At 41.0% G+C, this 15,300-nt stretch carries 15 protein-coding genes; 9 read left to right on the plus strand and 6 right to left on the minus strand.

What is annotated here, in order from left to right:
• Nucleotides 1-116 precede the first annotated feature (116 nt).
• The 3 genes from ACEW80_RS25530 to ACEW80_RS25540 are packed head-to-tail and all read left to right on the plus strand — an operon-like array spanning nucleotide 117 to nucleotide 3,805.
• On the plus strand, nucleotides 117-3,341 hold the full coding sequence (locus ACEW80_RS25530) for an NACHT domain-containing NTPase (protein WP_373529278.1): 3,225 nt from the start codon (nucleotides 117-119) through the stop codon (nucleotides 3,339-3,341).
• 15 nt (nucleotides 3,342-3,356) lie between these two features.
• On the plus strand, nucleotides 3,357-3,578 hold the full coding sequence (locus ACEW80_RS25535; RefSeq protein WP_373529279.1) for a type II toxin-antitoxin system HicA family toxin: 222 nt from the start codon (nucleotides 3,357-3,359) through the stop codon (nucleotides 3,576-3,578).
• Between the two features lie 2 nt (nucleotides 3,579-3,580).
• A complete protein-coding gene (locus ACEW80_RS25540; RefSeq protein ID WP_373529280.1) occupies nucleotides 3,581-3,805 on the plus strand; it encodes a type II toxin-antitoxin system HicB family antitoxin in 225 nt (74 codons plus the stop codon).
• A 76-nt stretch (nucleotides 3,806-3,881) separates the two neighbouring features.
• Here ACEW80_RS25540 and ACEW80_RS25545 read toward each other — a convergent pair whose 3' ends face one another.
• Both ACEW80_RS25545 and ACEW80_RS25550 read right to left on the minus strand, forming a co-directional pair.
• Nucleotides 3,882-4,217: a XisI protein gene (locus tag ACEW80_RS25545; RefSeq protein ID WP_373529281.1), complete on the minus strand. Its 336-nt coding sequence runs from the start codon at nucleotides 4,215-4,217 to the stop codon at nucleotides 3,882-3,884.
• On the minus strand, nucleotides 4,205-4,621 hold the full coding sequence (locus tag ACEW80_RS25550; RefSeq protein ID WP_373529282.1) for a XisH family protein: 417 nt from the start codon (nucleotides 4,619-4,621) through the stop codon (nucleotides 4,205-4,207). The genes ACEW80_RS25545 and ACEW80_RS25550 overlap by 13 nt, the downstream gene beginning before the upstream one ends.
• A gap of 267 nt (nucleotides 4,622-4,888) precedes the next feature.
• Between ACEW80_RS25550 and ACEW80_RS25555 the strand changes: the two genes are divergently transcribed.
• Entirely contained in the window at nucleotides 4,889-5,365 is a 477-nt protein-coding gene (locus ACEW80_RS25555; protein WP_373529283.1) for a hypothetical protein, read from the plus strand.
• A 436-nt stretch (nucleotides 5,366-5,801) separates the two neighbouring features.
• On the opposite strand, the gene ACEW80_RS25560 is transcribed toward ACEW80_RS25555, so the two are convergent.
• Entirely contained in the window at nucleotides 5,802-6,683 is an 882-nt protein-coding gene (locus ACEW80_RS25560) for a 4-hydroxybenzoate solanesyltransferase (protein ID WP_373529326.1), read from the minus strand.
• A gap of 342 nt (nucleotides 6,684-7,025) precedes the next feature.
• Here ACEW80_RS25560 and ACEW80_RS25565 point away from each other — a divergent pair, with 342 nt between their 5' ends.
• Together ACEW80_RS25565 and ACEW80_RS25570 are read left to right on the plus strand one after the other, a co-directional pair.
• Nucleotides 7,026-8,690 (plus strand): Ppx/GppA phosphatase family protein, encoded by a 1,665-nt coding sequence (locus tag ACEW80_RS25565; protein WP_373529284.1) that lies wholly within the window; start codon nucleotides 7,026-7,028, stop codon nucleotides 8,688-8,690.
• A gap of 566 nt (nucleotides 8,691-9,256) precedes the next feature.
• Entirely contained in the window at nucleotides 9,257-9,883 is a 627-nt protein-coding gene (locus tag ACEW80_RS25570; protein WP_373529285.1) for a tetratricopeptide repeat protein, read from the plus strand.
• Nucleotides 9,884-9,992: 109 nt separating this feature from the next.
• On the opposite strand, the gene ACEW80_RS25575 is transcribed toward ACEW80_RS25570, so the two are convergent.
• Nucleotides 9,993-10,499 (minus strand): DUF1993 family protein, encoded by a 507-nt coding sequence (locus tag ACEW80_RS25575; protein ID WP_373529286.1) that lies wholly within the window; start codon nucleotides 10,497-10,499, stop codon nucleotides 9,993-9,995.
• 287 nt (nucleotides 10,500-10,786) lie between these two features.
• On the opposite strand from ACEW80_RS25575, the gene ACEW80_RS25580 reads away from it, so the two are divergent.
• Together ACEW80_RS25580 and ACEW80_RS25585 are read left to right on the plus strand one after the other, a co-directional pair.
• On the plus strand, nucleotides 10,787-11,890 hold the full coding sequence (locus ACEW80_RS25580) for a DMT family transporter (RefSeq protein ID WP_373529287.1): 1,104 nt from the start codon (nucleotides 10,787-10,789) through the stop codon (nucleotides 11,888-11,890).
• A 90-nt stretch (nucleotides 11,891-11,980) separates the two neighbouring features.
• Entirely contained in the window at nucleotides 11,981-13,126 is a 1,146-nt protein-coding gene (locus ACEW80_RS25585; protein WP_373529288.1) for a peptidoglycan-binding protein, read from the plus strand.
• Between the two features lie 2 nt (nucleotides 13,127-13,128).
• On the opposite strand, the gene ACEW80_RS25590 is transcribed toward ACEW80_RS25585, so the two are convergent.
• Nucleotides 13,129-13,584 (minus strand): DUF2141 domain-containing protein, encoded by a 456-nt coding sequence (locus ACEW80_RS25590; protein WP_373529289.1) that lies wholly within the window; start codon nucleotides 13,582-13,584, stop codon nucleotides 13,129-13,131.
• A gap of 260 nt (nucleotides 13,585-13,844) precedes the next feature.
• Between ACEW80_RS25590 and ACEW80_RS25595 the strand changes: the two genes are divergently transcribed.
• Nucleotides 13,845-14,612 carry a DsbA family protein gene (locus ACEW80_RS25595; protein WP_373529290.1) on the plus strand — a complete coding sequence of 256 codons (768 nt, stop codon included), beginning with the start codon at nucleotides 13,845-13,847 and terminating at the stop codon, nucleotides 14,610-14,612.
• Nucleotides 14,613-14,808: 196 nt separating this feature from the next.
• Here ACEW80_RS25595 and ACEW80_RS25600 read toward each other — a convergent pair whose 3' ends face one another.
• Nucleotides 14,809-15,252 carry an acyl-CoA thioesterase gene (locus ACEW80_RS25600; protein ID WP_373529291.1) on the minus strand — a complete coding sequence of 148 codons (444 nt, stop codon included), beginning with the start codon at nucleotides 15,250-15,252 and terminating at the stop codon, nucleotides 14,809-14,811.
• Nucleotides 15,253-15,300: the final 48 nt, after the last annotated feature.

Raw genomic sequence — 15,300 nt, forward strand, 5'->3', positions numbered from 1 at the left:
TATTTTTAACAAATCTTTAGCCAGCATCGCTTTTAAGCTAAAAACTCAGTAATCTGGAAAGATTTCTCTCACAGGTGTATATACTACTCGTAGTCAAGCACTTAGCAGGTGTGAGTATGATAGTTGAGTGGTTCACTCTCTGGATAGGTCAAAAAGCAGTTGGGTTTCTTGTCAAAACTATTATCAGCGAAGAATTTGTCAAGGATTTAGTCAAGGACTACGCTAAAGATTTTTTCAAATATATCTTTAATAATGCTGTAACCGCGCCCTTTAAACCAGAAGAATCGCTTCAGAAAGTTGTAGTCATGGCGCTGACAGAATTTTTGCAACTGATGCAGCAGCAGTTAAAGGTTCGTTGCAAACTTTCTGAAGCTGAAATTCAAAATTGCGCTGAAGATATCAATAAATTTATCCGTGATAAGTTGGTTAAAGAAATTCTTGGTCAGGCTTTTGATATTAAATGTGATTCTCTAGATTTTAAAACACTAGCAGATAGTTGGAAAAGACTTCAACTCGAACCTCTACCGCCTAAATTTAACTGGCAAACAATTACAGAGCAGTATCTCATACAAGTTCAAGATATTCTTTCTGATTCAGAAGAGTTACGTTATATCCTGGAGCTTCAAAAGTTATCCAGTATTGATAAGACTTTAAAAGAAAACGCTGATATTTCTAAGGATTTTAATTTACCGCAATATTTAGAAACTATTCGGGAACGCTACGGCAATCTGAAGTTAGATAGTTTAGAGACTACAGCCCGCGAACATCCGGTAAATTTATGGCAAATGTTTATCGCGCTAAATGTGCGTCAAGTTTATCAGGTTTTACCAGAACTGCCTAAAGAACATCTCCGCAAGCTACAAGAAAGTAACCAAGTAGATGCAGAATTTGAAATAGAAAAACTTCAAGAAGAAACAGAACGCTATCAACGCAATTATTTTGAACAGCCAATCCGCTCAGTCTTAGATGTTATCCGAGATCGGCAACGCAAGAATTATCTAGTTATTTTAGGCGATCCTGGTTCTGGTAAGTCTACATTGTTGCAATATCTAGCGTTAGATTGGGTAGAAAAAACTCTCGATCAGAAGGATTTTAATCTGCCAATTCCTTTGTTGATTGAATTACGCAATTATATGCGCGATCGCAATGCTGGTAGTTGTAATGATTTTCTCCAATTTTACCATAATAGTCCCAATTGCTTTTATCATCTGAATCAGCATAAATTGCATGAACAGCTAAAGGCTGGTAACGCTTTAGTCATGTTTGATGGTTTGGATGAAATCTTTGAACAGGCGAAGCGGGAGGAAGTAATTACCTGTATTCATCGCTTTACTAATGAATATCCCGATGTGCAGGTTATTGTCACTTCTCGGATCATCGGCTATAAGCAGCAACAATTGCGAGATGCAGAGTTTCGCCACTTTATGTTACAAGATTTAGAACCAGGACAGATTGAAGATTTTATTGAACGCTGGCATGATAAAACTTTTAGTCAAGCGGAAGAAAGAGATAAAAATATCAAACGCGAGCGTCTTAAAAGAGTAATTAATGAATCAAAAGCGATTGCAGAACTAGCACAAAATCCTCTGCTGTTAACTATGATGGCAATTCTCAATCTCAAGCGAGAATTACCCAGAGATAGAAGTGAACTGTATAAAGATGCTTCAGAGGTTCTGTTGCATAATTGGGACGATGGACGTAATTTAAAGCCGGATGAACGTCTGGATCTTATTGATTATAAAGATAAACAGGCAATGCTGCGTCAAGTTGCTTATCTTATGCAAACCAGTGAAAAAGGTTTAGCTGGCAACATTATCTATGCGGATGATTTAGAAGCACTCTTCACTAAATATCTGCAAAGCATACCTGTGAGTGATGCCAGAGATAAAGCCAGACGGTTGATGAAACAACTGCGCGATCGCACCTTTATTTTATGTTTCTTGGGTGCAGATTACTATGCCTTTGTGCATCGGACTTTTTTAGAATATTTCTGTGCTTGGGAGTTTGTCTGGCAGTTTGAGAAGGAACGCAGTATTTCAATTGAGTATCTTAAAACTGAAGTTTTTGGCAAACACTGGCAAGATGAAACTTGGCATGAGGTATTGCTGTTAATTGCCGGAATGATTGATGCGAAATTTGTTGGTGAAATTATTGATTACTTAATGGTGCAAGATGGCGAAGAGGAAAAATTTATCAACCTCTTTTTAGCGGCTAAGTGCCTTGCAGAAGTGAGAAATCGCTTGGTGATTGGGTCAGTGGCTAATAAATTATTTGACAAGCTACAAGATTTAACTAAATATGACCTCTGGTACTATTACACACCCGATCAATATGAAGAAACTAAGTTAGTTCGGGAAATTCGCACTCAAGCAGTTGCAACAATCGCCGCAATTTGGAAAGATAACGGCAATACCTTACACTGGCTCAAAGACCGCGCCACTGCTGATAATGATCGGAATGTGCGACGTGCAGCCATCGAAGCATTAGCCAGCAATTTCAAAGATGACTCCGACACCCGCTCGATTCTCAAAGACCGCGCCACTGCTGATAATCATGGGTATGTGCGACGTGCAGCCATCCAAGCATTAGCCAGCAATTTCCCAGATCACCCAGACACCCGCACGTTTCTCAAAGACCGCGCCACTGCTGATAATCATGGGGATGTGCGATATGCAGCCATCCAAGCATTAGCCAGCAATTTCAAAGATGACTCCGACACCCGCTCGATTCTCAAAGACCGCGCCACTGCTGATAATCAATGGGATGTGCGACGTGCAGCCATCCAAGCATTAGCCAGCAATTTCAAAGATGACCCGGACACCCGCACGTTTCTCAAAGACCGCGCCACTGCTGATAATGATGGGAATGTGCGAGATGCAGCCATCCAAGCATTAGCCAGCAATTTCAAAGATGACCCAGACACCGGCGCGATTCTCAAAGACCGCGCCACTGCTGATAATTCTGGGAATGTGCGAGGTGCAGCCATCCAAGCATTAGCTAGCAATTTCAAAGATGACCCGGACACCCGCACGTTTCTCAAAGACCGCGCCACTGCTGATAATGAAGAGTATGTGCGAGGTGCAGCCATCCAAGCATTAGCGAAACACTTCAGATATCAGCCTGAGTTGTTTGAGATTTACTACAACTGCGCTGTCAATGCTCCCTTTGAGCGTGAGCAAGACTATGAAACCAACCCTCGGCGCGTTGCACTGGAGATAATTATCAAGCAATTTCCTCAACATCCCCAAACTTTACCACTGTTGCGCGACAAAGCAGCAAATGACCCAGATGAGCAAGTGCGAGAGTTTGCTCAACAGAAGTTAAAGGAGTGGGAAGGGTAAATGTAAGCTGAGTATATGCCTAAGAAAATCAGAGAATTGAAAAGCTTGTTGCTACAAGCAGGGTTTAGATACCGTTCTGGAAAAGGTAGCCACACTAATTGGTATCATCCCCTGCTATCTGGGAGAGTTACTATATCAGGTAAAGACGGGAATGATGCTAAAGCTTACCAAGAGAAAGATGTTAATAATGCACTTCAAAGGTTAGAAGAAATAAAAAAGGCTCAAGAGGAAGAATAAGAATGAATTCTCACTACACAATAATTATTCAGTGGTCTGATGAAAATGAGTGTTTTGTTGTTAGTCTTCCTGAATGGGGAGAGTTTTGTCATACTCACGGAGATACTTACGAAGAAGCTTTCAAAAATGCTCAAGAAGTTTTAGAAATGGTGATTGAATCATCTTTGGCGGACGGTCAAGCTCTACCAGAGCCGAAAACGCTAGAAAAGTCGTTAAAAGTAGCATAACTCTAAAGTGCGTAGTTTACCACCGTAGGCATCGCTCAACATCTACCAAAATAATCTAAAGTTCTAGCTCGTTGGTTTAACCAACAGCATAATCTGTAAATTGTCGTTTGAATGGTGAATGAAAGCCGACGACTATATCCTGCTTGGGGATACCTAAATTCGCTAAGTCTTCTCCTACTTCATTTTCTGTACCGTTATGTTGCAGCCAAACTTTACCATCTTTAATATCTATATGTAAAAAACAACCATAAACACGGCGCTGATTTTTCCAACCGACATTTACAAGTTGGTAATGGTGATGTTCTTTGTCAAAAATTAATTGAGTTTCAATTTCGGGATCTTGACTAGCAATTGCAGCATATTCTTGGAAAAGTTGTTGAATTATTTTTTCATATTGTGTTAGTTTATCCATTCGACAATATCCTCCGTCACAGGCTGATAAGTAATCAATTTAAGTTGATATGTTTTAATAATGCTTTGTACAAGTCTGATGGTAAAAAATGACGTGTATGTATCGATGGGAACTGCTAAATAAAGAGTCAGGTTTGGTTCTTGTTCAGATAATGCTAGTCGATAATTAATAAACTGTCCTAAAGCTGTGTGAAATTCTGAAATTACAGACGTTTTAAAAAAGCTTTTAACTTCAACAGCAATTTTTTCTCCCTCTCTTTCTGCTGCAAGAATTTTTTCTGCTCCCAAGTCTATGTACATATCCCCTAACTCAAAACTAACTGGTAAGGGATCATGGGTAATTTTCCACCCTTCTTTTTCTAATGCTTGCTTGACTGCATTATGAAAGATATCTCTGGCTGGCATAATACAACATCTTAATCAAATATACTAAAAATTCTAATAAAAAGATGTACCATCGCATTTACTTTGGGAATCATCCCGGATTTCTCACCACACCTCTCAAAGCCTGTGCTTGTGCAGGGGAGCAGGGGAGCAGGGGAGAGTTCAGATACCAAGTTCTTTCCCCTCTGCCCCTGTGCTCTATCAAACGCCTGAAGCTTGTGAGAAATGCGGATCATATACTTAGCAAATCTTGCTACTTAATCTCTACTACCCCCAGGTAATTATACGATGGACGATCGCAATATCACAGGCACTCTTTCGCCAGAAGATATCCAAGAAATTAAAGCAGCCCTACAAATAATTGAACAAAAGATCCCCTTTCTCATTGCTTTAACCGCACAAGAACGCCGCAAGTTATTCCAAATGGGCGATAAAAGCCTAGCTTTTGTTACCAATAGCGTCAACGCTGCTCAATCTAACCGTGAGATTCTCCCAGCCAGCTTTGACATTGAAGAATTTATCCAGGGTTATCAACTAGCTACCACCCTCAGCGAACTTTCAATCTCAATCCGGCAACTCACCGAACAAATAGATGATACTCTGTTGGCAGTCGGTAGCGAAGCAATGCTCGGCAGTTTGACAGTTTATAATTACGTCAAGACAGCAGCGAAAAAGACTCCAGGTTTAAAAACTGTAGCAGAACTGTTGAGCGATCGCTTTAAGGCTATTAGTAAAGGCAGAACTGCAAAAACTTCCGGATCTTGATAAATTAATACTCGTGAACGAGTCTTTGAACTCCATTCATCCACCTTTGATACTCATTAACGAGTCTTTTAGCTTCGTTTATCCATCTTATACTATTTCACTTTAATAATGATACAAATACGTTGATAAGGGCATAGCAATGCCCATAGGTGTCAACTTAACGTGAAAGCTTGCTCTGATAAGAAGAACCCCCCTTAAAAAAGGGGGGAACTAGAATCTTGTGCCCCCTGTTTAAGGGGGTTGGGGGATCTAAAACGACGATAAATTCTAGTGTTTGAGCTGAAGTTGACACCAATGGGCAATGCCATGCCCCTACGAGAAATCTATATGGTATTAGAACTCCGTCAACGAGCTTTAAAATTCCTCAACCCTTGACTCTGCGCTCTCTGCGCCTCTGCGGTTTAATCAATTACTTTCAAGTTGCGATGTAAGCATATTACCAAGAGCCAGTAATCATCCCAGCAAGTAAGATAAAACCAATCCACACGTTTTGTCGGAACATTTCACCATAAACAGGGTTAGGTAAATCTCGCCCTCTTAAGCGCAGAGATTGCCAAACCCAGCCGATAGTAGCAACTGCAAGGCTAATCCAGAAAGTCAGGTGAAGATTTATCACTATACCTAACCAAGCTAATAACAAAATTGTGCCAGCAAAGAAAATTCCAATAGCTACAGGGGCGTAATTACCAAAAAATAGAGCGCTAGAATTAATTCCAATGCGGCGATCGTCGTCGCGATCGCTCATAGCATAAACAGTATCAAATCCCAATGTCCATAATACAGTCGCGCCCCAAAGTAACCAAGTTGCTTGGGAGATAGTTTGTGTTACCGCACTCCAGCTAATCAACACGGCAAAACCCCAGGCGATAGAAAGCACCAGTTGCGGCACAGGAAACACTCGTTTTGCACCGGGATAAAGCAAAATTATGGGCACTGCTGCCACAGATAACCAGAAACTCAGGGGATTAAGATAAAAGGCCAGGATAGCTGCACACGCTAACGAAACTATAGCGACTACAATCCCAACTTTTACCGATAGGGCGCGAGAAGCGAGGGGGCGTGAGCGTGTTCTTTCCACTTCTGTATCAATATTTCGATCCCACAAATCATTGACTACACACCCGGCGGCACTTGTGGCGAGAGTACCCAATATAATTACACCAACCAGAGGTAAAGGCGGTTTCCCAGAAGCAGCCAAAAACACAGCCCAAAGTGCAGGAATCATTAAAATTAACCGTCCTTCTGGTTTATGCCAGCGCAAAAGCCGGATAATCACAAGCCAAACTGGTTCTTGGGGGCGTTCTGGCGTTGTTAGCATGGGATTAGGAAGTAGGTACAAAACATCTATAGAATAACGTTATTTGATATTTGTAAAAACATAACCCAAATTGGCAACTTTAAATATCCTTAAGTAGTTATTGGGGTTATCAGCATTAGGGTGAATATACTTAGCTCAGTTACCTTCCAATAAGGTTTGGTTAAGGTGTACAGTCGTCCTTAATGATCCCCCTTAAAAAGGGGGAAATAGAGCCATTCTAGTCATTGGGGTTATGGACTCAGGACTCAGTTTGAGTAAGTATGTTGCAATAAATATCAGTGCCAGCTACCTCGACATACCGCCGTTTTCGATCATTTCTTATCAAGAGAGGGAGAAAAGTTGATGCTGAATTTATTTTCGGCTAGCTGGGAGGGCATTCCAACTCAACCAGTTAAGCAACATCGGATTATTGCTGCCATTGACCTGGGAACAAATTCTCTACACATGGTAGTAGTCAATATTGACCCCACACTACCAACTTTCAGCATTATCGCCAGAGAAAAAGAAACCGTGAGACTTGGCAATCGCAATCTGACTACAGGGGAACTCAAACCGGAGATAATTAAAAAAGCGATCGCGGCTTTAGGACGCTTCCAAGAAGTTGCCAAAACCTTCAACACCGAAACAATCATCGCTGTAGCAACCAGTGCTGTAAGGGAATCCCCCAATGGGAAAGATTTTTTGCACCAAGTAGAAACAGAGTTGGGTTTAAGCGTTGACTTGATTTCCGGTCAAGAAGAAGCGCGACGAATCTACTTGGGTGTACTGTCGGGGATGGAATTTCACAACCAGCCTCAGATGATTATTGATATTGGCGGTGGTTCCACAGAATTAATTTTGGGCGATAGTCACCAAGCGCGTATTCTCACCAGTACCAAAATCGGTGCAGTTCGACTCACAAGCGAGTTAATTACCACCGATCCCATTAGCAACGCCGAGTTTGGGCGTTTGCAAACCTATGCACACGGTATGTTAGAACGTTCCGTGGATGAGGTACTAGCAAACCTGCAACTTGAGGAATCTCCCCGTTTGGTGGGTACGTCTGGCACTATTGAAACCCTGGCGATGATTCATGCAAGAGAAAAGTCGGGTGTTATTCCTTCCACTTTCAATGGCTACCAGTTCAGTCTTAAAGACTTGCGAGAGTTGGTAAATCGCTTGCGGAAACTGAGTAACTCCGAAAGGGCTGCGATTCCCGGTATGCCAGATAAACGGGCTGAAGTTATCCTCGCTGGCGCAGTCATATTACAGGAAGCAATGACCCTTTTGGGTAGTGAATCGGTTACAGTTTGTGAGCGTTCCCTCCGGGAAGGTGTAATTGTAGACTGGATGTTGACGCACGGTTTAATTGAAGATAAACTGCGCTACCAAAGTTCAGTTCGGGAACGCAATGTTTTAAAACTTGCTAAGAAATACCATGTCAATTTAGAATATAGCGATCGCGTCGCAGCATTTGCCCAGAGTTTATTTGACCAAACTCAAGGTACGCTACACCACTGGGGATCTGACGAGGGACAATTATTGTGGGCGGCTGCAATGTTACACAACTGCGGTCATTATGTCAGCCATTCGTCTCACCATAAGCATTCTTACTATCTAATTCGCAATGGTGAATTACTCGGTTATACAGAAACCGAGATTGAAATCATTGCCAATTTAGCGCGTTATCATCGCAAATCGCCGCCCAAGAAGAAACATGAAAATTATCAGAGTTTACTAACTAAAGAGCAGCGACAAATTGTAAGTCAATTAAGTGCGATATTAAGATTAGCAGTGGCATTAGATAGACGACAAATTGGGGCGATCGCTCAAGTGCAATGTGAGTATTATCCCCAATTGCGCCAGTGTAATCTCATGGTTTTCCGCTCTCAATCTGATGATGATTGTGCTTTAGAACTCTGGAATTTAGATTATAAAAAAGGAGTATTTGAGGAAGAATTTGGAGTAAAATTAGTAGCGAATTTAGAAAAGTATAGCCTTGCTAGTAGTCTGTCAAGAAATAATTGACGAATAGATTTTCTGTAGAGACGGCGATTTATCGCGTTTCTCTAACCATCAAGATAGGTTTGACAGACCACTAGTCTCTCCTAGAAAGTATAAATTAGGGTGCTTAAGGTAGTGTAACGCACCTACTAGATCAGCTACAAGCGCACTAGCGCACATATATGTGAAAATTTAAGTGAAAATCCCCAAGACTTTTTAATCCTACTTAAGGATGAATTTATAAACTACCTTAAGAAGTATTTTAAAAAAAACATTAGTAATTAAAATATAGTTAACTATCTATTTAATTATAGGTTATGTTGCTATTGGATATCTCAGCCGGGAAAACTTAGGTATCCTTATTTGAACTTTCAATACTGTCAATTAATAAGTGATATCATGTCCGCCAGATTACCCATAATAAAAGAACCCCACCCCCAACCCCTCCCCGCTAGCGGGGAGGGGAGACAAAGCATAGCCTTGGCGGGGTGGGGTTCTTTGCGTTTAATAAGCAATCAAGCGGACATGATATGATGTATCGAATTAAAAGTAAAATTTTTACCTCGTTATTTGTAGCTTCAAATTGTTTCATGTTTCCGGCAATAGCAGCAAATAGCGCCAGCGAGTATCGACAATTGGGGCTATTGTATCGTCAACAAGGACGCTATCAGGAAGCAATTACTGCAATGTCCAAGTCAGTGGAACTTCAACCAAAAAATACGATGGGAAAAGTTAATTTGGGTTGGACATTACATTTAGCAGGACGAGAAGAAGAAGCAACAAAGTATTTATCACAAGCGATATATCAGGAGCCATTAAAATACTCAGCTTATAATGCTTTAGGAATTGTTTACCTCGTTGATGACAAGTTAATAAATGCAGTATTAATTCACACTTTGGCAGTAATTTTGAAGCCAGATAACGAAGTAGCTTATTATAATTTGAGTTTAGCGTTGCATCAACTGAAAACTTATCATATAGCAATTGCTGCGGCTAATTATGCAGTTAAACTGGAACCAAACAATCCTCATCCATTAGTTTCTGCTGCCATTAATTACTGGGATAGTGGTTCGCGTAACCTTGCTCAAAATGTTTATCGCCGAGCAATTAAATTAGATATTCGATATCAAAATAGTATATTTTTAAATCATCTTCAACAAGCGGCTTTTACTGAAGAACAAATTAATACTACGAAACAAATATTATCTAGTTTGTAGTGGTTCTGTGCTGATGGGAAAAGGTTAAAGGGCAAGGGGCAAAGGTAAATTCAAACCCTTTCCCCCAAAACCCGAAAAATATTGATGGTGATGTCAGATATTGCTAGTGTTAGGGCTGACCAAGGAAGTCTTGTTTGCCAACTTCTACACCGCAGTGTCTGAGAATGTCATATGCTGTCGTGACATGGAAATAAACGTTTGGTAAAACAAAATAGAGGAGATATGGCATTCCTTGAAAAGATAGAGTGTTGTCACGCATCTGTAAGGTAACTGTTTTCTCCTCTGAACCATCAATTTGCTCAGGTTTAAATGTATTTAAATGAGCGATAGTTTTTTGAATGCGGTCAATAAGTTGGGGGAATGTATTTTCATTGTCCTCAAACTTAGGTGCTTCTACCTCTGCTAGTCGTGCAGCACCCCTGTTTGCGATGTCAGAGGCAATTTGTACTTGTTTTGATAATGGAAACATATCTGGGGATAGACGACTATTAATCAACACAGAAGGGTCTATTTTTTTTGTTTCTGCATACTTAGCACCTTTTTCTAGAATAGCTACAAGGTTATTTAGTGTGCGAATCAACACAGGTATTGAGGCTTGATACATTGAAATGGTCATTGATATTTCTCCAGAAAAAGTTCAATTTTTAGGTCGTAAATGCAAAACAAGCAGCGATCGCATTCTGGTAACTTTTACATAGTACCTGGCTAAATACGAGAAAGATATTAACAATACGCAAGACAAGGACTATGTAAATTTCCCAATTGTATTGTAATCCTGCTTTACAGTATTGATGCTCGGCGATGTAACTTCCATCTTTCCCAGAAGCTACGCAAAACTACATAATTCGGTAAAATTGGGTAAAGCAATTTTTGCGCTTGTTAAATAAAGGCATCAGCAAACCTATGCAACTGAAACTCAGTGCATCTCAATTTCCCTTCCCTCCCCTGCTGTTAATCGCCCCCTTTTTCCTATGGGGGACGGCAATGGTAGCCATGAAAGGAGTTATACCCCATACCACACCGCTATTCATGGCGGGAGTGCGTCTGATACCAGCGGGGATGTTAATTCTGATTGCAGCAGCATTCATGGGTAAACCCCAGCCCAAGGGCTGGGCTGCATGGCTGTGGATTGCTTTATTTGCCCTGATAGATGGGACGCTGTTTCAAGGTTTTTTGGCAGAAGGATTAGTCAGAACCAGTGCGGGGTTAGGGTCTGTGATGATTGACTCGCAACCTTTGGCTGTTGCCTTACTATCGTTGTGGCTATTCCAAGAACACATTGGTTTTTGGGGATGGTTGGGGCTAGGCTTGGGAGTCATAGGCATTAGTTTAATTGGCTTACCTGATGAGTGGATTTTAAATTTTCTCGACTCAGGCGCAAATATCACAATTGGCAACTGGCAAGATTTGTTTGCTAGCGGCGAGTGGTTGATGCTGTTAGCAGCCCTATCAATGGCAGTGGGAACAGTGTTGATTCGGTTTGTGTGTAGGTATGCTGACCCAGTAACTGCTACAGGATGGCACATGATTTTGGGTGGATTGCCACTATGGGGAATTTCATCAGTTGTAGAATCTCAGCAGTGGGAGAATTTGGGAGGATCTGATTTAGTGGCTTTGAGTTATGCTACCGTATTTGGCAGTGCGATCGCCTATGGTTTATTCTTCTACTTTGCCTCTAGTGGCAGTCTCACCAGTCTTAGTTCCCTCACCTTTCTCACACCAGTCTTTGCCCTACTATTCGGCAATCTCTTCCTCTCAGAAGTCCTCAGTCAGTTGCAGTGGGTAGGTGTTTTCCTGACTTTAATCAGCATCTATCTCATCAACCAACGTGAGATTTTAGCAGGGCAAAACGACACAGTTACCGTCGGCGAAATAGCTAACATACAGCAACCAATTTTAGAAGCATCGGCTCAAAAATTGAACCCCATAACCCTAGCAGTCAGAGAATCTGAACTAGAAAATTTGCCACAACTAGTTAAAGGGGACTGGAGAGATGGGGCAAAATGAAAAATAAAAAATAACAGTTAACATTTAGGCATCTTGAAGCTATTGTGGTATCGAAGACTTCAAAAGCTCGTTCAGGCTGAAACTTGCAATATGAGGCTACGCCGTTCCTCAATCTTGATATTTACCTGTTTTTCTTGCCTGGGTTTTTACCCAAATCGGGCAAGTACAACTACACCTAACTTAGCACCGGAAATTTTAGAACTTGCACAAGCTAGTTCGAGAGTTTCTACTAGTCCGGCTGTTTTGAGCCTTGGTAGTCAAGGGTCAGATGTGCAGAGACTACAAACTCAATTAAAGCAGTTGGGATACTACAGTGGCGTAGTAAATGGAAAGTACAGCCCCAGTACAGAGATTGCTGTAGCTAAATTCCAGAAAGTAAAGGGTTTAAAAGTAGATGGCATTACTGGTCTGGCGACTAGGGGGAGACTCCAAGCAGCTTTGGCGGCCAAAAATCAGTTTGTCATATCTCCAATAGTACCCTCTCCGGCTCGGACTTTCAAACCAAGTGCACAACCCAAACCAAGTGAGAGAGGTTTTATCTGGTGGTTAGTATTTGGCATGGGAGTTCTAGGATGTATTGGCGCACTTCTTTACCTGCTGAAGTGGTTTCGTAAGGTTAAACAATTGCAAAAGTCCCAATTATCAGAGATTAAAAGTTTGAGTGGAGCTAAGGAAGACTCGATTGCACCACCCTCACAAGAGACTGTAACTATTCCACAAACAGCTACTCCACCACAGTCCACACAATTACTGCTACCAGAAAAAACTTCTCGTCTTACCAAATTCAATATCGTTGACGAATTAATTCAAGACTTACGCAGTTCTGAACCAACGAAGCGGCGCAAGGCTATTTGGGATTTGGGTCAGCAGGGAGATTCGCGGGCAATTCAACCAATGGTTGACTTGATGATTGATGCCGATTCTCAAGAAAGCAGCTTAATTTTGGCAGCTTTGGCAGAAATTGGCACCCGCACACTCAAACCGATGAACCGGGCTTTAGCAATCTCAATCCAAGATGAAAGTCCACAGGTGCGGCAGAATGCAATCCGTGACCTGACGCGCGTTTATGACATGATGGGTCAAATGAGTCAGATGTTACGCCATGCGCTAGATGACCCAGATGCCGAAGTTCAAGCAACAGCACGATATGCTTTGACTCAGATGAATCGAATGCGTGGCTTGCCGGAACAAAATCTACCGGAAGAAGAAGATTTACCCAAGGATTCACCACAATAAGTCTAAAAATATTTCAACTGGATTTGGATATTGGTGTTCGGTCCAGCCACCAAAAATGCTGCTTCGCCAAATTTGGGTGCACTTGTGCGAACTTCAGGGTTGCTGGAAAACCCAAAGCCTTCGCTTGGTATACCAAGTCTATTACTATTGAGAGTGCCGTCATTATTTTGATCGTGGATGATAGCAACGGCGTAACTACCTGCTTTTAAGTTCTTAAAGGTAATTAGCAAGGGAGTGTCACTAATTTTGACACACTGCTTTTGTAAGACGCGATCGCGATCGCTGGGAAATCCTTTACTACTAGTAAATATATTCGCACAAACTTGCCCCTCTTTATTCTTCAATCCATCAATTTCTACGGTGAGTTTGCCGTTATAATTTGCCTGGGCACTAAATGACCATGCCAGATTTCCCAAGACTGCTAGCAGTAATATATTAATTCTCAATTTTCGTAACATAAAATTTTCAATAAGTAATATATATAAATTAGCAGCTTTCTATTGATAATCCCAGAATTGTGGTTAGTGCGATATCTACGATGGGCTACGCCTACGCTAAATCTTCCATATAGCCATCATCCAAATGACCAAGTACTCTACTCTAACAATTCTAGATTTATCTACAACTCGCACCTGTTCGCAAAGTACTACAGAATCTTTATTCAGTTTACACTTCTCAGGCAATACTAATAGAATGTTGCTTTCTCAAGAGTTTTTTTATGAGTACATTCTTTGATTGGTTAGGTCAATTATTTCAATATCTGCGTACCTTCACAACAATAGGTCTGCTATGTTTGGTTATCGCCTGGTCACTACCTGCACAAGCTGCTAGCCCCATTGAGCCGCAACTTGAACAGCAAGTATTACAAATTATCCGCGAACACCCAGAGGCAATTCTTGAATCTGTTCAAGCATATCAGCAGAAACAGGGGCAAAAAGTCAACCAAGCACGGCAAACATTTTTACAGGATTTAAAAACGAATCCTCAAGCGGTGATTGGCGAGTCTCCTACTACAGGTTCAGCTAAATCAAAAATTGTGCTGGTAGAATTCTCAGATTTTCAATGTCCCTACTGTGCTGAAGCGTATAAAACCTTAAAACAATTGTTAGCAAAAGATCCAGATAAGGTGACATTAATTTACAAGAATTTACCGATAAGTTCAATTCATGCTGAAGCATTGCCAGCTGCGACAGCAGCTTGGTCGGCATATCAGCAGGGCAAATTTTGGGAATATTCTGATGCCTTGTTTACTAATCAAAAAAAATTGGGTGAGGCTTTATATTTAGATACTGCTAAAAACCTGAATCTAGATTTGGCAAAATTTAAACGCGATCTTACTCTTGCTACTCCCGCAATTAGGAAAGATATGCAGCTAGCTGAAAAATTGGCTGTTCCTGGTACACCTTTCTTTGTAATTAATAGTCCAGCTTTTTCAGGAGTGGTTCAGCTATCAGACATCGAAAAGATATTAGCTGATGCTAAATAAATTAGTGTGTAAAAAATAGTTGATAAAGCAATACGGTTCGGTTAAGAATATTTTTTGTAGGTTGGGTTGAACGAACGCGAACAGCGTCCCGTAGGGAAGTGAAACCCAACAAATCCCGCATAATGTTGGATTACCACTGCGGGAAGCCCCTTTGGGTCTACGTTCCTCAAACCAACCTGCACTTTTCAGACATCATTTAAGTTTTCTGATTTGGTTGTTGACACTCCAGATATTTATTTTGCAATTCCTTGGGAATAGGAATAGGACGACTATTTTGCAAACTGATAAAAACGCCTTTTTGAGTAGCTACCGCTGCTAACTCATTGTTAGATAAAATTTCAGCTTGCACAGTCCATTTTAAGCGTCCTAAATTACTCACCCATAAACGTCCAATCACTTGATCAATAAGCTTTATCGGACGTTTATATTCAATTTCAGTTCCAGCTAAAACAGGTGCATATCCTTGCTCAAGTTGTTGATTGAGTTGCAAGTGTTCATCTAAAAATTTTAAACGTAAATCCTCTAGCCATCTGATATATACTATATTGCTAACTATTCCTACAAAGTCAATGTCGTATGTCCTTACAGGAATTGCCAATACTACTTCTAATGGTCTGTGTAAGTTGTTATTTACTAGCATGATTTCTTTGATAAATTAATATTTAACACTTCTCATTCCCGCAAAAGA

Origin of the sequence: Nostoc sp., assembly GCF_041747015.1 — a bacterium.
In the GTDB taxonomy this organism is placed as follows: Bacteria; Cyanobacteriota; Cyanobacteriia; order Cyanobacteriales; family Nostocaceae; genus Nostoc.